Here is a 17,739-nt window from a genome sequence, read left to right as displayed (position 1 = left end):
AATGACCGACTTCCTGAATGACGAAAGCCTGATCGCCCCGCCCCGCACGGTGCGCATCGACTTCGACGACGGCTCCTTCGCGCTGCGCTCTCCCATGGCGCTGAAGCCCTATGCGCGCTGCATCGGCGAATGGATCGAGCGCTGGGCACGCGAGACGCCCGATGCCCTGGCGTTCGCCGAACGCGACGAGACCGGCGAAGGCTGGCGCCAACTCGACTACCGCGCGCTGCGGCACGCCGTGGGCGCGGTCGCGCAGGGCCTGCTCGACCTGAAGCTGCCGCCGGGCCAGCCCATCGTGATCCTCTCGGACAACGCCATCGACCATGCCGTGCTGATGCTCGCGGCCATGCACATCGGGCGCACCGCGTGCTCGCTGTCCAGCGCCTACTCGCGCATGGCGAAAGACCCGTCGCGGCTGCACGGCATGCTGCAGGCGCTGAAGCCGGGGTTGATCTACGCATCCGACGCCAGGGTCTACGGCGGCTCGCTCGCGGGCTGCGGCGTGGAAGCGGTGACGGTGTTCAGCCGCAACGCCGACGCGCATCCGGATGCGATGGCGTTCGAGCGGCTGCTGGCCACAAGGGAAACGCCCGCGGTGATGGACGCCTTTGCGCAAGTGCTGCCCGACACCCACGCCAAGTACCTGCTGACCTCCGGCTCCACCGGCAAGCCCAAGGTGGTCATCAACACACACCGCATGCTGTGCGCCAACCAGCAGATGGTGGCGCAGACCTGGCGCTTCCTGTCGCAGGAAAAGCCGGTGCTGGTCGACTGGCTGCCCTGGAGCCACACCTTCGGCGCCAACCACAACCTGCACATGGTGTTGTGCCACGGCGGCGCGCTCTACATCGACGAGGGCCGGCCCGCGCCGGGCCTGATCGAGAAGACCGTGCGCAACCTGCGCGAGGTGAAGCCCACGCTGCTGTTCAACGTGCCGCGCGGCTTCGACATGCTGCTGCCCTCTCTGGAGGCCGACGACACGCTGGCCGCCGAGGTGTTCTCGCGCCTGCGGCTGGCCTTCTATGCGGCGGCGGCGCTGGCGCCTTCCACGTGGCAGCGGCTGGAGGCCGTGGCGCGGCGCGTGCGGCCCGCGCGCCCGCTGTGGCTCACCACCTCGTGGGGCGCGACGGAGACCTCGCCCGCCATCACCTCGGCGCACTGGAAGCTCGATGGCGCCGGCTGCATCGGCGCGCCGCTGCCCGGGCTGGAGCTGAAGTTCGTGCCCAACGGCGAGAAGCTGGAAATGCGCGTCAAGGGCGTCTCGGTGTTCCCGGGCTACCGCGACGCCCCGCGCGAAACCGCCGAGGCCTTCGACGAAGAGGGCTACTACCGCATCGGCGACGCCGGCTTCCTCGCGAACCCGGGCGAGCCCGCGCACGGCGTGATCTTCAACGGCCGCGTGGCGGAAGACTTCAAGCTCTCCAGCGGCACCTGGGTGTCGGTGGGCACGCTGCGCGTGAAGCTGGTGTCGCTGCTGGCGCCGCACGTGCAGGACGTGGTGCTCACCGGGCATGACCGCGACGAAATCGGCATGCTGGTGTTTCCCAGTCCGCAGGCCGCATCGCTCTCTGGCGAAGCCCTGGGCGAGCGCATTGCCGGCGTGCTGCGCGCGTTGCGCGACGAGGGCGCGGGCTCCTCGCAGTGCCCCACCTGCGCGCTGGTGCTGGCGGAGCCGCCGAACCTGGACGCAGGCGAGATCACGGACAAGGGCTACATCAACCAGCGCGCGGTGCTGAACCGGCGCGCGGCCGAGGTGGCGCGGCTGCATGCCGCCACGCACGACGACCCGCAGGTGGTGCGACTGCGCGGCTGAGCGTGCCGGCGCATCACCGCTGCTCGAACAGGTCGAGCAGCGTGTTCTTCAGCCACAGGTGCAGCGCCGACGTCTCGTGGCGCTGGTGCCAGAACAGCTCGATGATGCGCGGCGGCGCCTCCAGCGGCACGGGCACCTTGCGCAGGCCGGCCAGGCGCGCCGGCTCGAAGCGCGCGGACCACGGCAGCACGGCGATCAGGTCGGAGCGGCGCACCACCTCGTAGGCGGCGCCGTAGTGGTTCACGGTCGAGACCAGGTTGCGCTGCAGGCCGCGGCTGCGCAGGAACAGGTCGTAGGTGGGCGCGGTCTTGCCGACCAGGCTCACGTCGACATGGCGCGCGGCCAGGAATTTCTTCAGCGGAATCCTCTCCAGCCGCGCCAGCGGATGCCCGGTGCGCATGAAGCACACGAAATCGGGCGACCACAGCGCCCGCGACTTCAGGAACGCCGGGCGCTGCACCTCCTCGTTGTAGACGCTGATCGCGAAGTCGGCCTTGTTGTCGGTCAGCACCTTGCCGAAATCGACCAGCATGTTGGGAATGGCATGGATCTGCATCGACGGCGCGGCCTCGCCCAGCGTGCGGGCCAGCCGGGGCACCACGATGCTGGACACGTAGTCGGACATGGCGATGCTCAGGCTGGCGGTGCTGCGCAGGGCGTCGAAGCGCTCGACGTCCAGCGTGCCGCGAATGGCATGCAGCGACTGCGACAACAGCTCCCACAGGTCGATGGCACGCCGCGTCGGGTTGACGCCCGCGCCGCTGCGCACGAACAGCGGGTCGTCGAAGGTCTCGCGCAGCCGGCGCAACGCATTGCTCACCGTGGGCTGGGTCAGCGACAGCTTGCGCGCGGCGCGCGTGACGTTGCCCTCGGTCATGAGGGCTTCGAACACCTTCAGCAGGTTGAGGTCGGCGGTGCGGTAGGTCATTCACGGGCTCTATAAACACAATCACACGTATAAATTTGCCGTTATATCCCTCCGATCCTACGATTTGGCGCTTCTGCATCGTTTCGTCGTCTCACCCGAGCTGAGGGATTCCCATGACCATGCTGTCGGCCCGCATCGAGCGCCTGCCCTTCTCCGGCTTTCATCGCCGGCTGCTTCTGATGGGGGGACTGGGCTACACCTTCGATGCGATGGACGCCGCCGTCATTGCCTTCGTGCTGCCGGTGCTGCGCACGGCCTGGGGCCTGAGCAGCGTGCAGGTCGGCGTGCTGGCCAGCGCGAACTTCATCGGCTTCTTCTTCGGCGCGCTGGCCGCCGGCTCGTTCGGCGACCTCGTCGGGCGGCGCAAGGTGATGATGTCGGCGCTGGCGATCTACTGCGTGGCGTCGCTGTTCAGCGGCATGGTGAACGACTGGACCGTGTTCCTGGGCTTGCGCATCGTGGCCGGCTTCGGCGCCGGTGCCGAGAGCGCGATCATCGCGCCCTACCTGTCGGAATTCGTGGCGCGCCGCTACCGGGGCACCTTCACGGGGGCGCTGGCCGGCTTCTTCTCGTTCGGCTTCGTGGCCGCGGCCTTGCTGGGCTACTTCATCGTGCCGGCCTTTGCCGAGGGCTGGCGCATCGTGATCTTCATCACCGCCACGCCCGTGGTGCTGCTGCTGTGGTGGCGCCGGGCGCTGCCGGAGTCGCCGCGCTGGCTCGAAAGCCAGGGGCGCACGCTCGAAGCAGAGGCGATCATGGATGCGATGGAGTCGGACCACGTGCGCCGCGGCCATGCACTGCCCGTGCTCAACGCCGAAGACGTGGCCGCGCCCCCGCCCAGCACTAGCCGGGGCAGCCTGCTGAAGAACTACGCCACGCTGCTGTCGCACAAGCTCATCCGCATCAGCACCATGACCTGGCTGATGTGGCTGTCGATCACCTTCAGCTACTACTCGTTCTTCACATGGATCCCGAGCCTGCTGATCCAGAACGGCATGACGATCACCAAGAGCTTCGGCTATTCGCTGGTGATGTACGTGGCGCAGATTCCGGGCTACTTCTCGGCCGCGTGGTTCAACGAGCGCATCGGCCGCCAGGCCACCATCGTGAGCTACATGCTGCTGGGCGGGCTCTCTGCGCTGGGGCTGGCCTTCACCCACAGCGACGCGCAGATCATGGTGGCCGGCGTGCTGCTGTCCTTCTTCATGAACGGCACCTATGCGGGCGTGTACGCCTATACGCCCGAGGTGTTTCCGACCCATGTGCGCGCCACCGGTTCCGGCCTGGCATCGGCCATCGGGCGCATCGGCGGCATCACGTCGCCCATCCTGGTCGGCTTGATTTACCCGACGCTGGGCTTCGCGGGCGTGTTCGGCATGACGACGGCGGTGCTGCTGCTGGGCGCGGCGGCCGTCACGTTCATGGGCATCCCGACACGCGGCCGCTCGCTCGAAGACATTGCCGCGGCCGAACTTTCCTGAAGACATTCGACATCCATGCAACCGACTTCCTTCGACACATCGCTCTGGGCCGTGGCACGCGCCCACGCAGACACGCACCAGCCGCAGGCTACCTTCGACGCGATCGACGCGGCGCTGGCGGCCACCATCGGCCATCGGCTCTTCACCGTGCTGGTGCACCACCGCGCGCAGCGCGAGTCCGAGCGCATCTACACCAACATGCGCGAGGCCTACCCGGTGGGCGGGCGCAAGCCGGTCACCGATTCGCCGTGGATGCAGCAGGTGATGCAGCGCGGCCTGCCCTACATCGGGCGCAACGCCGACGACCTGCGCGAGGTGTTCTACGACCACGCGCTCATCGACTCGCTGGGCTGCCGCAGCGTGCTGAACATTCCGCTGCGCTGGCAGGGCCAAACGCTGGGCACGCTCAACCTGCTGCATGAAGAAAACTGGTACGGCACGCAACACATCGAACCCGCGCGCGTGTTCGCGCAACTCGCGGTGCCGGCCGTGATGGCGCTGCAGTCCAAGGAGACCATGGCATGACGAACGCGGTACTTTTCAAGAACGCCCACCTGCTCGATCCGCAGCACCACGAGCTGCTGGAGGGCCGCGACATCCTGGTCGAAAACGGCGTGGTGCGCGAGGTTTCCGACACGCCGCTGTACAGCCAGACCGCGCGCGTCATCGACGTGAAGGGCAAGACGGTGATGCCGGGCCTGATCGACCTGCACGTGCACGTGATCGCCGTGGAGCTCAACCTCGCGCGGCAGGTGCACATGCCCAACGTGCTCGTCACGCTGCGCAGCGTGCCCATGCTGCGCGGCATGCTGCGCCGCGGCTTCACCACGGTGCGCGACGCGGGCGGCGCGGGCTTCGCGTTCAAGCAGGCGGTCGAGTCGGGCCTGGCGCAAGGGCCGCGCCTGTTCGTTGCCGGCCGCGCGCTGAGCCAGACCGGCGGGCACGGCGACATGCGCGCGCGCACCGACTTCCTCGACCCCAACGCACCCTGCCCCACCTGCGTGCGCGTGGGTGCGCTGGCGCGCGTGGTCGACGGTGTGGACGCGGTGCGCCGCGCAGTGCGCGAAGAGCTGCAGATGGGCGCGGACCAGATCAAGATCATGGCCTCCGGCGGCGTGGCCTCGCCGACCGACCCGGTCGGCGCCTTCGGCTACAGCGAGGACGAGATCCGCGCCATCGTCGAGGAAGCCCGCGCGCGCGGCACCTACGTGATGGCGCACGCCTACACGGCCGAGGCCATTGCGCGGGCCGTGCGCTGCGGCGTGCGCACCATCGAGCACGGCAACCTCGTGGACGCGCCCACGGCCGCGCTGATGGCGCAACTGGGCGCCTACGTGGTGCCCACGCTGGTCACCTACGACGCGCTGGCCAACGAGGGCGAGCGCTTCGGCCTGCCGAAAGACAGCGTGGCCAAGGTGGCCGACGTGCGCGAGGCCGGCTTGCGCTCGCTGGAAATCTACAAGGCGGCGGGCGTGAAGATGGGCTTCGGCTCCGACCTGCTGGGCGAGTCGCAGCGGCTGCAGAGCGACGAGTTCCGCCTGCGCGCCGAGGTGCTGTCGCCGGCCGAGGCCGTTGCCAGCGCCACCACCATCGGCGCCGAGGTGCTGGGCATGCCCGAGCGCCTGGGCCGCCTGGTGCCGGGCGCACTGGCCGACATCCTGGTGGTCGACGGCAATCCGCTGCGCGATGTCGCCTGCCTGCTGGGACAGGGCGAGCGCATTCCGCTGGTGATGAAGGAAGGGGTGGTCCAGTTCGACGAGCTGGCGTGACGCATCAGCCCCGGCATTTCCCACGATGACGCCGGGCGATCCCCGAGGTAGGCTGGCCGCGAAAGGAAACGCGCATGGCCCCCCACCACGTGAACTTCGACACGGACGGCACCGTCTGCACCATCACGCTCAACCGCCCGGACAAGCGCAACGCGGTGCACGGCCCCATGGCCGCCGAGTTGCATGAAGCCTTCGAGCGTTTCGAGGCCGACGACGCCCTGCGCGTGGCGGTGCTGACCGGCGCGGGCGGCCACTTCTGCGCCGGCGCCGACCTGGGCGCGGTGAGCGACCCGGCACTGCGCAACGAGCTCGACCCCGAAGGCGGCGGCAGCGGGCCGATGGGGCCGACGCGCATGGCCCTGTCGAAGCCGCTGATCGCGGCCATCAACGGCCATGCGGTGGCCGGCGGGCTCGAGCTCGCGCTGCTCGCCGACCTGCGCGTGGCCGACGACGACGCGGTGCTGGGGGTGTTCTGCCGCCGCTGGGGCGTGCCGCTGATCGACGGCGGCACGGTGCGGCTGCCGCGCACCGTGGGCATGGCGCGCGCGCTCGACATGATCCTCACGGGCCGCCCGGTCGGCGCGGCCGAAGCGCTGGCGATGGGCCTGGTCAACCGCACCACGCCGCCCGGCGGCGCGCTGGCCGCCGCGCAGCAACTGGCGCGCGAGATTGCCGCGTTTCCGCAGCAATGCATGCGGGCCGATCGCGCCTCGGCCTGCGCCCAGTGGAACCTGCCGCTGGCCGACGCCCTGCGCAGCGAAGGCGTGCACGGCGTGCCGATCGTCTTTGCCGAAGGCGAACGCGGTGCCGCGCGCTTCGCGGGCGGCGCCGGGCGCCACGGTGACTTCGGCGTCAGTCGCTGACGCGCCGGCGCAGCGCGGTGCGCAGCGCCTTCGCAAAGCGCGGGTCGGCCATGGCACCCACGTTGAAGCGCGACCAGCGCGACACCTGCGTGGAGTCGACGCTGAAGATGCGTCCCGGCGCCATCACGATCTTGCGCGGCAGCAGCTCCTTGGCGAAGGCCAGCGAGTCGGCCACGCCGGGCAGCGCGGCCCACACGTAGAGCGACTGCGGCGTGCGCGCGAACACTTCCGCATCGACCGACTCGAACAGCCTGATCGCGTTGCGCGTGGCCTCGCCCAGCCGCGTCTGCAGGCGGTTCAGGTGACGCTGGTAGTGGCCCTCGCTCAGGATGACGTCGACCGTGCGCTCGCAGTACTCCGAGCTGCTCACGTGGATCAGCGCCTTCAGGTCCGCAAGATCGCTCGCCAGGCCGGCACCGCAGGCGATGAAACCTACGCGCAGCGCGGCCGAGAACGACTTCGAGAAGCTGCCGATGTAGATGGTGCGCTCCAGCTGGTCGAGCGCGGACAGGCGCGGCAATGACGTGGGCTTGAAGTCGGCCAGCGGATCGTTTTCCACGATCAGCAGGTCGTGCTTCTGCGCCAGCTGCAGCACGCGAAACGCCTTGGCCGGCGAGATGTCGGAGCCCGTGGGGTTGTGCGCGATCGACTGCGTGAAGAACAGGCGCGGGCGTTCGGCAACGAGCAGGCGCTCCAGCGCCTCCAGGTCGGGCCCGTCGGCCAGGCGCGGCACGGCCAGCATCTGTGCGCCCGCGAGCTTGAGCTTGCCGAACAGCGGGTAGTAGCCGGGGTCGTCCACCAGCACCTTGCCGCCGGGCGGCACGAAGTAGCGGATGACGATGTCCATCGCCTCGTTGGCGCCGTGCGTGAGCACGATCTGCCGGGGCTCCGCGCCGATGCCGAAGTCCGCCAGCTTGCGCACCAGATGGTCGCGCAGCGGCGCGTAGCCGAAGCGGCTGCCGTAGCGGAACAGCGCGCCGAGCCCCGTTCGGACCACCTTGGGGTGGTACTTGTCGAGCCGCACGTCGGCCAGCCATTCGACCGGCGGAAAGCCGTCGCCCACGGCCACGGCGTCGGGCTGCGTCTTGAGCTGCTCGCGCATGAGCCACACGATGTCCATGGCGCGGCCCAGGCTGCCGGCGTCTTCCTCCACCGGCTTGGCGGCCTGTTGCGGGAGCACGAAGTAGCCGGAGCCGCGCCGTGGCTCCACCAGCCCGCGCGACACCAGCAGCTCGAAGGCGGCGACCACGGTGTTCTTCGCGTAGCCGTGCAGCTGCGCCAGTTCGCGCAGCGACGGGAGCTTGTCGCCGGCCTTGTAGGCGCCGCTCGCGATCTGGCGTTCGAGGGCGTTGGCGAGCGAATCTGCAATGGTCGTCATGGGTTTGGACTGTGACACAGCGGGCGCCAACGGCAGTCCACTGTCCGCACTGTCCCGCCAAACTGTGCCTTCCCCCAGCGGTACAGCCGGCCTAAATTGCCTTCTCCCGAATTCACCCTTTGAAGAGACACGCCACGATGGTCGCCGACTCCCGCATTCCCAACTTCCGCGCACTCACCCCCGCACAGCGCCTGGCGCACATCGCGCGCGCCGCATCGCTGAACGGCGAAGAGGTGGCGCTGCTGGCCGCGCCCGGCGCCCTCGGCCTGGAGCGCGCCAACGGCATGGTCGAGAACGTGATCGGCACCTTCGAGCTGCCGCTGGGCGTGGCCGGCAACTTTCTGGTGAACGGCCGCGAGTACCTGGTGCCGATGGCGGTGGAAGAGCCTTCGGTGGTGGCCGCCGCCTCGTTCATGGCCAAGCTGGCGCGCGAAGGCGGCGGCTTCGAAACCTCGAGCACCGGCCCGCTGATGCGCGCGCAGGTGCAGGTGATCGGCCTGGGCGATCCGTACGGCGCGCGGCTTGCGCTGCTGCGCGCACGCGACGAGATCCTGGCCGTGGCGAACAGCCGCGACAAGGTGCTGATCGATCTCGGCGGCGGCTGCCGCGACATCGAGGTGCATGTGTTCGACAGCACGCCGCGCGGCGCGATGGTGGTGATGCACCTGATCGTGGACGTGCGCGACGCGATGGGCGCGAACACGGTCAACACCATGGCCGAGGCGGTGTCGCCGCTGGTGGAAAAACTCACGGGCGGCACGGTGCGCCTGCGCATCCTGTCGAACCTGGCGGACCTGCGGCTGGCGCGTGCGCGCGTGCGGCTCACGCCCGAAGTGCTCAAGACCCAGGAGCGCAGCGGCGAGGAAATCGTCGAGGGCGTGCTCGATGCTTACACCTTCGCGGCCGTCGACCCCTACCGCGCGGCCACGCACAACAAGGGCATCATGAACGGCGTCGATCCGGTGATCGTCGCCACGGGCAACGACTGGCGCGCGGTGGAAGCCGGCGCGCATGCGTATGCCTGCCGCAGCGGCCGCTACACCTCGCTCACCACCTGGGAAAAGGACCACACGGGCGCGCTGGTCGGCACCATCGAGATGCCGATGCCGGTGGGGCTGGTGGGCGGCGCCACCAAGACGCACCCGCTCGCACGGCTGGCGCTGAAGATCCTCGGCGTGAAGTCGGCGCAGGAACTGGGTGAGGTGGCGGTGGTCGTGGGCCTGGCGCAGAACCTGGGCGCCCTGCGTGCGCTGGCCACCGAAGGCATCCAGCGCGGCCACATGGCGCTGCACGCACGCAACATCGCACTGGTGGCGGGTGCCACGGGCGACGAGATCGACAGCATCGCCAAACAGATGGCCGCGGAGCACGACGTGCGCACCGACCGCGCCGTGGCGCTGCTCGAAGCGCTGCGCACAAAGTAAGCACGCGCGGGAGAGCCCGCACCACGGACCGCGGCCTCCACAGCAGCGGGCGTCACATAACAACAGACGGAGACATCGCAAATGAACGCAGACAGTGCAACGCCCGCCCGCTGGCGGCTGGTGGAGATATGGGGCGACACCGCCGACCTGGGCCACCTTGCGTGGGCCATCGTCATCGGCGTCGCGGTGAGCCTCACGGGCTACCTGGTGGCCAGCCGCGTGCTCGCGAGCCTGGTGAGCACGCCCGAGCTGGCGCGCGCCTACGCCATGCTGGCGGGGCTCGGCGGCTGCGTGGTCTCGGGCGTGATCTGCGCGAAGCTCTTCACGCCCAAGCGCGAGGTGGTGGAAGGCGCCGAGGCCGATCCGCGCTGGCGCGAAGAGGTGCTGGCCGAGCTGGCCGGCGAGCACGGCACCCTGGGCTCTGTCGACGACCTGCCGCCCTCGGTGGTTCGCGAGATGAAGGAGCTGCAGATCTACGACCTGTTCGCGTCTTACAAGCCCCGCGCCAAAGCCGCCCGAAGTGCCGAAGGAGCCGCACCATGATCGACGCCGCACTGCTCCACCAGATCCTGGTGGCCACCGGCATGGGCCTGGTGGGCGCCATCGTGTTCGCGGCCATCGGCCTCGTCTCGGGCACCGACGAAACCACCACGCTCGCGCCGCTCACCTTGCTGGTGGTGCTGCTGGGCGTGCCGCCGGAGGGCGTGTTCACCTTCTTCCTGGCCGCCGCCGTGGCCAAGCACATGACGCATGCGGTGCCCACCGCGCTGCTGGGCATTCCGGGCGACACCATGGCCACGCCGCTGCTGCAGGACGCCAACGTGCTGCGCAACCTGGGCGTGCCGCACATCGCGCTGCGCAAGATGGTGTCGGGCGCGATCATCGCGGCCTTCCTCGCGGTGCCGCTGGCCGTGCTGTTCGCGGTGCTGCTGGCGCCCTACGGCGCGGCCATCACCAAGGCGGCGCCGTGGATCTTCGTGGTGGCGGCCGTGGCCATTGCCTGGTTCTCCAGCGGGCGCTGGGCCTCGGTGGCCACGCTGGTGCCGTTCGTGATGGTGATCGTCGCGCTGCAGGCGCTCACCGGCAAGTACGGGGTGAAGCTCAGCATCAGCTACTTCCTGGGCATTGCCATCGGGCCGCTGGTGGCCGACCTGTTCTCGGTGATCTCGCCTGCGGCGCGTGCGCGCATGAGGCGCGACACGGTGCGCACCTTTTCGCTGGCGCCGGACGTGAAGGGCTGGTCGGGCTACTTTCCCAATCCGTTCAAGGTGCTGGACCGCACGCAAGTGAAGTGGACCGTGGCGACCGCGGCCATCTCCAGCGCCACCTTCGTCTTCAGCCCGGTCGCGATGACGGTGGTGCTGGGCGAGCTGGTGGGCTCGCGCATCAAGCATGCGTACCACCGGCTCACCACCACGCTGGCCGCGCGCAACGGCGTGACCGAGGCCACCTACATCGCCGAGGCGCTGATCCCGCTGATCGCCATCGGCCTGCCGCTGAGCCCCGTGGCGGCCGGCCCTGCGGCGCCGCTGTTCAATGCGCCGCCGGTGTACACCATCGACGCGGCCACGGGCCAGACGCACAACCTGCACAACCTGCTGAGCCACTGGGAGTTCCTGGGCTACGGCATGCTGGCCGTGGTGCTCGCGGCGCTGGTGGCCTACCCGTTCACGATGAACTTCGCGCGCCGCGCCGCGCTGTTCGTGTCGCGCAAGGTGAGCCACGAGGCGATCATCGCGACCTTCGTCGGGCTGATCGTTGTCATCAGCGTGTGGGAAGGCCAGCTGCTCGGGCTGCTGGTGATCCTCACGATGGGTCTGCTGGGCGGCCTGCTGTCGCGCGCCATCGGGTTCAACACCGGCGTGCAGTTCATGGGCTACTACACGGCCGTGCTGACGGTGCCGGCGGTGATCAAGGCGTTCGGCTAGGGCCTGGCGGAACGGGGCGCGGGCTTGGCCGCAGCTTTGGACACCGGCTTCTTGTCCCCGCCGAACATCTTCTCCAGCTGCTGCCCCACCCGGGCACCGATGGCGGTGCCCACGCCCGGCAACACCGCGCTCCCGATGGCCGCGCCGGTGAGCGCGGCGCCGGTCAGCGACAGCTCGGGGTCGCTCATGGTGCCGCCGATCTTCAGCGGCACGCCCACCACGCCGTCGACCAGGTCGACCGCGATCTCGCCGTCGAGCTTGCGGTTGAACATCTTCAGGTTGCCGCTGGCGGTGAGCACGCCCGAGCGGGCCTTCAGGTTGGTGTACTGCATCATCACGCCGTCTTCGGTGCCCTGGGTGTCGAGCGTGCCGGTGAGCTGGTCGAGCGACGTGCGCCCGCCCCGGCTGATGCCGGCGGTGCTCACGGCCTTGACCACGTCCAGCTTGGTGAGGGTGGCGGGCTGCACGGTGAAGGTGGTGCGGGTGTGCAGGCTGCGCATCAGCGCGCTCAGGTCCTGCACCGCGTCCGCCTCGGCCGTCAGCGTGGTCTGCCCGGACACCTTGCCGGCCAGCGAGGTGCGGCGGTCGAAGGCCTGCACCAAGCTTTCGATGTCGACCTGGCGCGGCTCCAGCTCAGCCGACACGCGCAGCTTGCCGCCGGGCAGCGCCTCCAGCCGGGCGACGCCGTTCCACGTGCCGCCGCCCGCGTCGATGCGGGTGCGCCAGCGGTCCTGGCCGGACTCGCGGTCCAGCCGCAGGCGCGCAGGCGGTGTCAGGCCGGCGCGTTCGAGGCGCGCCTGGCGCGGGCGCCATTGCGCATCGAAGCTGACCTCGCCGTCGTAGGCCAGCGCGATGTCGCGCCGGTCGATCCAGACCACGTCGCGCCAGCGCACCTGTTCCAGGGGAACGGCGGCCAGCTTCCAGGGCGCGGGCAGCGCCACGGGGCTGCCGCCCTCTTGCGGCTTGGGGCCCTTGCCCCTGAACGCCTGCACCGAGGCACGCGGCAGCACCAGGCTCTGGACCTCGATATCGTCCAGCGCAACGACGCGGTGCAGCAGCGGCGCCAGCTGCAACTGCAGGCTGGCGCGCTTCAGGGTGATGGGGCGGGGCTGGTCGGTGGCCACGTCGGTCAGCACCAGCATGGGCGTGGGCAGCAGCGCCCAGTGGGCCGCGCCGACCTTCAGCGCCACGCCGAAGCGCTTTTCGAAGCCCTGGGAAATCATGGCGGCCACCTCGTCGTCGGTGGGCATCTTGGCGCGCACCACCAGCACCAGCGTGCCGACACCCAGCACCAGAACGGCGGCAATGCCGAGGAGCCAACGGCGGACGGGGTGCTTCATCGGGTCAAGTTAACACGCAAAGGCGACTGCCCTTGTCAGCCGCCGTCGCTATAGTTTTGCCACTCCCACAGGCACCCAGCACGAAAGAACCGAATGCGTATCTGGAAAAAAGACATCTCCGTCGAGGCGCTCACCCTCAACCACGTCGGCACCGCCGTCTCCACGCTGGGCATGGAATTCCTGGAGGTGGGCGACGACTTCATCCGCGCGCGCTGCCCGGTCGACGAACGCACCCGCCAGCCCTACGGCATCCTGCACGGCGGCGTGTCGGTGGTGCTGGCCGAGACGCTGGGCTCCTGCGGCGCCCACTACTCGGCCCCCGAAGGCGACCGCGCCGTGGGCCTGGACATCAACGCCAACCACATCCGCTCGGTGACCAGCGGCTGGGTCATCGGCACCGCGCGGCCGGTGCACCGCGGGCGCAGCACGCAGGTCTGGCAGATCGACCTGACGAACGAGGCGGGCGAGCTGACCTGCGTGTCGCGCATCACGATGGCAGTGCTGCAGCCGCGCTGAGCGGCGGCGACGGCGACATGCCTACGGGCGCGGGCAAGCGCTCATTCGCTCCATCTGCCGCGCCATGGTCCCGGTGCTGGCGGCGAGGCAGAGATTGCGCGCCGTGGGTTCCATGGAACCGCCGCGCCATTCCCTGGCGGCGCGCCGGGCGCACGTCTTGTCGCGCTTGACCTCCCAGCGGTGGATGCCGGCGTCCATTGCCGGCTGGCAGGCGGGAAACTGCCGCCCCTTGTCCGCCATGACGCGTCGCAGCGCCAGGTCGGCCGACACGAGGTCACGGTAGGCGCAGAAGTACATGCTCTGCTGGCTGGCGGCGCAATCTGCGGTGAGGCGGACCAGTTCTTCTTCGGGCAGCTTGCTGCGCCGGGACAGTTCGAAAAACGCCTCCCGCGCCGTAGGTGTTTTGACAAATCCATGGGGCGCCCGTGCGTGCGTCGACGCGCAAAAGCCCAGGGCCGCGAGCCACAAGGACATCGCGAAGCGTGCCACGTTCACCGGGGCGCCGCGGCCGGCTGAAAGGGCGCGACCTCTTCACGGCGGCGGTTCACGAGCCCGGTCGATCTGACCGCCGGTCCTCGGCGACCGTGGCCGTCCCTGGGGTGAACGAACACATGATGGGTCATGTTCGTCGCCACATCGGCGTGGCTTCCGCGATCCGCTGCATCAAGCGTTCGCCGGGCAACGGTGGCTCCCGCGTTGAAGGTAAAGCTCACAAGTGCATCGAACTGCTCCTGCGTCAGTGAATGGCGGGTTACCCGGCGCCGCACCGTTTCCTCGGCAGAGGCCACGCGGCCGGCCAGCGATGCATTCACCTGGGCGACCGTGACAGTACGGGCCAGCTCCTCGCCGGTACAGCCGCCCAGATGCGCCAGCGTGCCGGCGCCAAAGGTGCAGTTGTTTGCGCTGTCGTTGTAGTAGTGCAGCACCACGCTCTCGCGCCGACGCAGTTCCGACATGCCGGCAGCGCTCATCCTCATGGTCTCGTTGGCCATTTTTCCTCCTGTTTTGATGGTGTGAGCACGCAAGGCTAAGAACATCCTCTGCGTCCTCAAAACCAATTCGTCACGGTCCGGCCGCAAATTGCCGGTTCACGTTGGTCGGGCGCTGTCGGGATCCGGCCCCTTGCGGCTCGTCCGGATGTTCAGCCCCCGTTTCCTCACCCACAATCACGCCCCGGGCAAGCCAGGGCGTCCTGGCCACCGAGCACACACCACCAACAAGAGGAGACAAGCAATGTTCAACTGGACAGAACGACCCGCGTCCGCGCTGGCCAACGGCGCGGTCATCGGGCCCGATGAGCGACTGCCCTGGCTGCAGACCGGGGCCATGGGCGTGCAGCACGTCATCGCCATGTTCGGCGCCACGGTGCTGGCGCCGATCCTGATGGGCTTCAGCCCCAACATCGCCATTTTGATGAGCGGCATCGGCACGCTCATCTTCTATTTCGTCACCGGCGGCAAGGTGCCCAGCTACCTGGGCTCGAGCTTCGCCTTCATCGGCGTGGTGATCGCGGCCAGCGGCTACGCGGGCAAGGGGCCCAACGCCAACATCGCGGTGGCGCTGGGGGGCATCGTGGCCTGCGGGGTGGTGTACATCCTGATCGGGGCGCTGGTGCAGGCCATCGGCACCGGCTGGATCGAGCGCTTCATGCCGCCGGTGGTCACCGGTTCGGTGGTGGCCGTGATCGGGCTCAACCTGGCGAGCGTGCCGATCAAGAACATGGCGGCCAGCAACTTCGACGCGTGGATGCAGGCGGTGACCTTCCTGTGCGTGGGCCTGGTGGCGGTGTTCGCGCGCGGCATGCTGCAGCGCCTGCTGATCCTGATCGGGCTGATTCTGGCCACGGTGGTCTATGCCGTGCTGACCAACGGCTTGGGGCTGGGCAAGCCGGTGGACCTGAGCGGCATCGCCAACGCGGCCTGGGTCGGCCTGCCGACCTTCACGGCGCCGGTGTTCACGGCCAACGCGATGCTGCTGATCGCCCCGGTGGCGATCATCCTGGTGGCGGAGAACCTCGGCCACCTGAAGGCGGTGACGGCCATGACCGGGCGCAACCTGGACGCCTACATGGGCCGCGCCTTCATCGGCGACGGCATCGCCACGGTGGTGAGCGGCGCCGCGGGCGGCACGGGCGTGACCACCTATGCCGAGAACATCGGCGTGATGGCGGCCACGCGCATCTACTCGACGGCGGTGTTCGTGGTGGCGGCCGTGATCGCGCTGGTGCTGGGCTTCAGCCCCAAGTTCGGCGCGCTGATCCAGGCCATTCCGCTGCCGGTGATGGGTGGCGTGAGCATCGTGGTGTTCGGCCTGATCGCCATTGCGGGCGCCAAGATCTGGGTCGACAACAAGGTCGACTTCTCGCAGAACAGGAACCTGATCGTGGCGGCCATCACGCTGATCATCGGCACGGGCGACTTCACCCTGAAGTTCGGCGACTTCGCGCTCGGCGGCATCGGTACCGCCACCTTCGGCGCGATCGTTCTCTACGCGCTGCTGGGGCGCTCGAAGAACTGACACGGCCCGCGCCGGAAAAGTGCAACCTCATGAAAGAAGTGTTGTCCGGGGGGTTCGAAGCGAAGGCGGGTGGCCGGGGTTCGGCCCGCGCCCGTTAGACTCCAACGCTTTTCGCACCGACGTTTTCCAATGGCCGATGTCTCCGCCGCGCGCACCAAGGCGGTTTTCGAATTCAAGAGCGCCACGCTGCCGCTGATCGCAGTGATCCTGAAGACGTCCGACCTGGACGTGCTGGCCGAGGCGCTCGACGCACAGCTGGCGGATTCGCCCGATTTCTTCGAGCAGGAGCCGGTTGTCATCGATCTCTCCCTGCTGCAGGACGCACAGGGTGAGGGCCAGGCCGCCGCCGACATCGACTTTGCCGCGCTGCGCAGCCTGCTGGCGCGCCACCAGACCCAGCCGATCGCGGTGCGCGGCGGCAACGCCGGGCAGAACGCCGCGGCACGCGCCGCCGGCCTCTCGGTGGCCGCCATGCCGGCAGCCCCCGCACCCCGTGCCCCTGCGCCGCCGGCCGAGGCCCCGGTGTCGGAAGCCCCGCAGATCGTGCGCGAGGTGCCGGTGCCGGCCAACGGCACGCTGCTGATCGACAAGCCGCTGCGCTCGGGCCAGCAGATCTACGCCCGCGGCGGCGACGTGGTGGTGACGGCCGTGGTGAGCTTCGGCGCCGAGGTCATTGCCGACGGCAACGTGCACGTGTACGCCCCCCTGCGCGGCAAGGCCATTGCCGGCGCGCGGGGCAACACCGAGGCGCGGATCTTCTCGACCTGCATGGAAGCGCAGCTGGTGGCCATTGCCGGCATCTATCGCACGAACGAAGTGCCGCTGCCCGACACGGTGCTGGGAAAATCGGCCCAGGTGCGCCTGGACGGCAAGAAACTAGCGATCGACCCGATTCCCTGAGCCCCCTCACGGACCGCGGCGACCCTGACAACCAACAACTGAATCGAAACAAGAAGGAATGGCCATGGCCAAAATTGTGGTGGTGACTTCGGGCAAGGGCGGCGTCGGCAAGACGACCACGAGCGCCAGCTTCGCCTCGGGCCTGGCGCTGGCGGGCAAGAAGACGGCCGTGATCGACTTCGACGTGGGCCTGCGCAACCTGGACCTGATCATGGGCTGCGAACGCCGCGTGGTGTACGACCTGATCAACGTCATCCAGGGCGAGGCCAACCTGAGCCAGGCGCTCATCAAGGACAAGCAGTGCGACAACCTGTTCGTGCTGGCCGCCTCGCAGACGCGCGACAAGGAAGCACTGACGCAAGAAGGCGTGGAGAAGATCCTCACCGACCTGGCCGCGATGGACTTCGAATACATCATCTGCGACTCGCCCGCGGGCATCGAGACCGGCGCCATGATGGCGATGTACTTCGCCGACGAGGCGCTGGTGGTGACCAACCCCGAGGTGTCTTCGGTGCGCGACTCGGACCGCATCCTGGGCATGCTCAGCAGCAAGACCAAGCGCGCCAAGGACGGCGGCGACCCCATCAAGGAGCACCTGCTCATCACCCGCTACAACCCGAACCGGGTGGCGGGCGGGCAGATGCTGTCGCTGGAAGACATCCAGGACATCCTGCGCATCAAGCTGATCGGCGTGATCCCCGAGTCGGAGAGCGTGCTGCACGCCTCCAACCAGGGCGTGCCGGCCATCCACGACAAGGACACCGACGTGGCGCAGGCCTACCAGGACGTGATCGCTCGATTCCTCGGTGAAGAAAAACCCATGCGCTTCGTCGACGCCGAGAAGCCGGGCTTCTTCAAGCGGATTTTCGGAGGCAAGTAGGC

Annotated in this window: 17 protein-coding genes; 12 read left to right on the top strand and 5 right to left on the bottom strand. The window is 68.9% G+C overall.

The features are described 5' to 3' along the window. Window position 1 precedes the first annotated feature (1 nt). The gene (locus ACSFA5_RS20500; RefSeq protein WP_435445868.1) at window positions 2-1,813 is read left to right on the top strand and encodes a feruloyl-CoA synthase; all 1,812 of its coding nucleotides are present in this window, start codon (window positions 2-4) and stop codon (window positions 1,811-1,813) included. A 13-nt stretch (window positions 1,814-1,826) separates the two neighbouring features. Here the strand turns inward: ACSFA5_RS20500 and ACSFA5_RS20495 are convergent, their stop codons facing one another. Then, entirely contained in the window at window positions 1,827-2,741 is a 915-nt protein-coding gene (locus tag ACSFA5_RS20495) for a LysR family transcriptional regulator (protein WP_435445867.1), read from the bottom strand. A gap of 113 nt (window positions 2,742-2,854) precedes the next feature. On the opposite strand from ACSFA5_RS20495, the gene ACSFA5_RS20490 reads away from it, so the two are divergent. The 4 genes from ACSFA5_RS20490 to ACSFA5_RS20475 all read left to right on the top strand — a co-directional run bounded on the left by ACSFA5_RS20490 (window position 2,855) and on the right by ACSFA5_RS20475 (window position 6,854). After that, window positions 2,855-4,222, top strand: coding sequence for an MFS transporter (locus ACSFA5_RS20490; RefSeq protein ID WP_435445866.1), 1,368 nt, complete (start codon window positions 2,855-2,857; stop codon window positions 4,220-4,222). Window positions 4,223-4,237: 15 nt separating this feature from the next. Beyond that, window positions 4,238-4,747, top strand: coding sequence for a GAF domain-containing protein (locus tag ACSFA5_RS20485; protein WP_435445865.1), 510 nt, complete (start codon window positions 4,238-4,240; stop codon window positions 4,745-4,747). After that, a complete protein-coding gene (locus ACSFA5_RS20480) occupies window positions 4,744-5,991 on the top strand; it encodes a metal-dependent hydrolase family protein (RefSeq protein WP_435445864.1) in 1,248 nt (415 codons plus the stop codon). Before ACSFA5_RS20485 ends, ACSFA5_RS20480 begins: the two co-directional genes overlap by 4 nt. A gap of 74 nt (window positions 5,992-6,065) precedes the next feature. After that, window positions 6,066-6,854, top strand: a complete 789-nt coding sequence (locus tag ACSFA5_RS20475; RefSeq protein WP_435445863.1) for a crotonase/enoyl-CoA hydratase family protein — start codon at window positions 6,066-6,068, stop codon at window positions 6,852-6,854. Here ACSFA5_RS20475 and ACSFA5_RS20470 read toward each other — a convergent pair. Then, window positions 6,844-8,232 (bottom strand): aminotransferase-like domain-containing protein, encoded by a 1,389-nt coding sequence (locus ACSFA5_RS20470; protein ID WP_435445862.1) that lies wholly within the window; start codon window positions 8,230-8,232, stop codon window positions 6,844-6,846. The two genes, ACSFA5_RS20475 and ACSFA5_RS20470, sit on opposite strands and share 11 nt — an antisense overlap. 119 nt (window positions 8,233-8,351) lie before the next feature. Here ACSFA5_RS20470 and ACSFA5_RS20465 point away from each other — a divergent pair, with 119 nt between their 5' ends. From ACSFA5_RS20465 to ACSFA5_RS20455, 3 genes are all read left to right on the top strand, one after another. Continuing rightward, on the top strand, window positions 8,352-9,656 hold the full coding sequence (locus ACSFA5_RS20465; RefSeq protein WP_435445861.1) for a hydroxymethylglutaryl-CoA reductase, degradative: 1,305 nt from the start codon (window positions 8,352-8,354) through the stop codon (window positions 9,654-9,656). Between the two features lie 81 nt (window positions 9,657-9,737). Then, on the top strand, window positions 9,738-10,199 hold the full coding sequence (locus ACSFA5_RS20460) for a hypothetical protein (RefSeq protein ID WP_435445860.1): 462 nt from the start codon (window positions 9,738-9,740) through the stop codon (window positions 10,197-10,199). Then, on the top strand, window positions 10,196-11,584 hold the full coding sequence (locus ACSFA5_RS20455; protein WP_435445859.1) for a tripartite tricarboxylate transporter permease: 1,389 nt from the start codon (window positions 10,196-10,198) through the stop codon (window positions 11,582-11,584). The genes ACSFA5_RS20460 and ACSFA5_RS20455 overlap by 4 nt, the downstream gene beginning before the upstream one ends. Here the strand turns inward: ACSFA5_RS20455 and ACSFA5_RS20450 are convergent. After that, window positions 11,581-12,924 carry a hypothetical protein gene (locus tag ACSFA5_RS20450; RefSeq protein WP_435445858.1) on the bottom strand — a complete coding sequence of 448 codons (1,344 nt, stop codon included), beginning with the start codon at window positions 12,922-12,924 and terminating at the stop codon, window positions 11,581-11,583. The genes ACSFA5_RS20455 and ACSFA5_RS20450 overlap by 4 nt on opposite strands. Window positions 12,925-13,017: 93 nt before the next feature. Between ACSFA5_RS20450 and ACSFA5_RS20445 the strand changes: the two genes are divergently transcribed. Continuing rightward, window positions 13,018-13,440, top strand: a complete 423-nt coding sequence (locus ACSFA5_RS20445) for a hotdog fold thioesterase (RefSeq protein WP_435445857.1) — start codon at window positions 13,018-13,020, stop codon at window positions 13,438-13,440. Window positions 13,441-13,461: 21 nt separating this feature from the next. On the opposite strand, the gene ACSFA5_RS20440 is transcribed toward ACSFA5_RS20445, so the two are convergent. Together ACSFA5_RS20440 and ACSFA5_RS20435 are read right to left on the bottom strand one after the other, a co-directional pair. Further along, the gene (locus ACSFA5_RS20440; RefSeq protein ID WP_435445856.1) at window positions 13,462-13,914 is read right to left on the bottom strand and encodes a lysozyme inhibitor LprI family protein; all 453 of its coding nucleotides are present in this window, start codon (window positions 13,912-13,914) and stop codon (window positions 13,462-13,464) included. A gap of 17 nt (window positions 13,915-13,931) precedes the next feature. Then, entirely contained in the window at window positions 13,932-14,432 is a 501-nt protein-coding gene (locus ACSFA5_RS20435; RefSeq protein WP_435445855.1) for a lysozyme, read from the bottom strand. A 241-nt stretch (window positions 14,433-14,673) separates the two neighbouring features. Here ACSFA5_RS20435 and ACSFA5_RS20430 point away from each other — a divergent pair, with 241 nt between their 5' ends. The 3 genes from ACSFA5_RS20430 (at window position 14,674) to minD (ending at window position 17,737) form a co-directional block, all read left to right on the top strand. After that, complete coding sequence (locus ACSFA5_RS20430) at window positions 14,674-15,957, top strand: solute carrier family 23 protein (protein ID WP_435445854.1); 1,284 nt, start codon at window positions 14,674-14,676, stop codon at window positions 15,955-15,957. Between the two features lie 129 nt (window positions 15,958-16,086). Then, the gene (gene minC, locus ACSFA5_RS20425; protein ID WP_435445853.1) at window positions 16,087-16,857 is read left to right on the top strand and encodes a septum site-determining protein MinC; all 771 of its coding nucleotides are present in this window, start codon (window positions 16,087-16,089) and stop codon (window positions 16,855-16,857) included. A gap of 64 nt (window positions 16,858-16,921) precedes the next feature. Continuing rightward, window positions 16,922-17,737, top strand: a complete 816-nt coding sequence (gene minD / locus ACSFA5_RS20420; RefSeq protein WP_435445852.1) for a septum site-determining protein MinD — start codon at window positions 16,922-16,924, stop codon at window positions 17,735-17,737. The last annotated feature ends 2 nt before the right edge of the window (window positions 17,738-17,739 follow it).

The organism is Variovorax monticola, from assembly GCF_051216855.1.
Taxonomy (GTDB): Bacteria; Pseudomonadota; Gammaproteobacteria; order Burkholderiales; family Burkholderiaceae_C; genus Variovorax.
This window is presented reverse-complemented; position numbering and strand designations above follow the sequence as displayed.

Bases quoted from the DNA above. Each gene is read 5' to 3' on its own strand.
- ACSFA5_RS20500 (WP_435445868.1), top strand. From the start codon at position 2: ATGACCGACTTCCTGAATGACGAAAGCCTGATCGCCCCGCCCCGCACG.
- ACSFA5_RS20495 (WP_435445867.1), bottom strand. From the start codon at position 2,741: ATGACCTACCGCACCGCCGACCTCAACCTGCTGAAGGTGTTCGAAGCC.
- ACSFA5_RS20490 (WP_435445866.1), top strand. From the start codon at position 2,855: ATGACCATGCTGTCGGCCCGCATCGAGCGCCTGCCCTTCTCCGGCTTT.
- ACSFA5_RS20485 (WP_435445865.1), top strand. From the start codon at position 4,238: ATGCAACCGACTTCCTTCGACACATCGCTCTGGGCCGTGGCACGCGCC.
- ACSFA5_RS20480 (WP_435445864.1), top strand. From the start codon at position 4,744: ATGACGAACGCGGTACTTTTCAAGAACGCCCACCTGCTCGATCCGCAG.
- ACSFA5_RS20475 (WP_435445863.1), top strand. From the start codon at position 6,066: ATGGCCCCCCACCACGTGAACTTCGACACGGACGGCACCGTCTGCACC.
- ACSFA5_RS20470 (WP_435445862.1), bottom strand. From the start codon at position 8,232: ATGACGACCATTGCAGATTCGCTCGCCAACGCCCTCGAACGCCAGATC.
- ACSFA5_RS20460 (WP_435445860.1), top strand. From the start codon at position 9,738: ATGAACGCAGACAGTGCAACGCCCGCCCGCTGGCGGCTGGTGGAGATA.
- ACSFA5_RS20455 (WP_435445859.1), top strand. From the start codon at position 10,196: ATGATCGACGCCGCACTGCTCCACCAGATCCTGGTGGCCACCGGCATG.
- ACSFA5_RS20450 (WP_435445858.1), bottom strand. From the start codon at position 12,924: ATGAAGCACCCCGTCCGCCGTTGGCTCCTCGGCATTGCCGCCGTTCTG.
- ACSFA5_RS20445 (WP_435445857.1), top strand. From the start codon at position 13,018: ATGCGTATCTGGAAAAAAGACATCTCCGTCGAGGCGCTCACCCTCAAC.
- ACSFA5_RS20440 (WP_435445856.1), bottom strand. From the start codon at position 13,914: ATGTCCTTGTGGCTCGCGGCCCTGGGCTTTTGCGCGTCGACGCACGCA.
- ACSFA5_RS20435 (WP_435445855.1), bottom strand. From the start codon at position 14,432: ATGGCCAACGAGACCATGAGGATGAGCGCTGCCGGCATGTCGGAACTG.
- ACSFA5_RS20430 (WP_435445854.1), top strand. From the start codon at position 14,674: ATGTTCAACTGGACAGAACGACCCGCGTCCGCGCTGGCCAACGGCGCG.
- minC (WP_435445853.1), top strand. From the start codon at position 16,087: ATGGCCGATGTCTCCGCCGCGCGCACCAAGGCGGTTTTCGAATTCAAG.
- minD (WP_435445852.1), top strand. From the start codon at position 16,922: ATGGCCAAAATTGTGGTGGTGACTTCGGGCAAGGGCGGCGTCGGCAAG.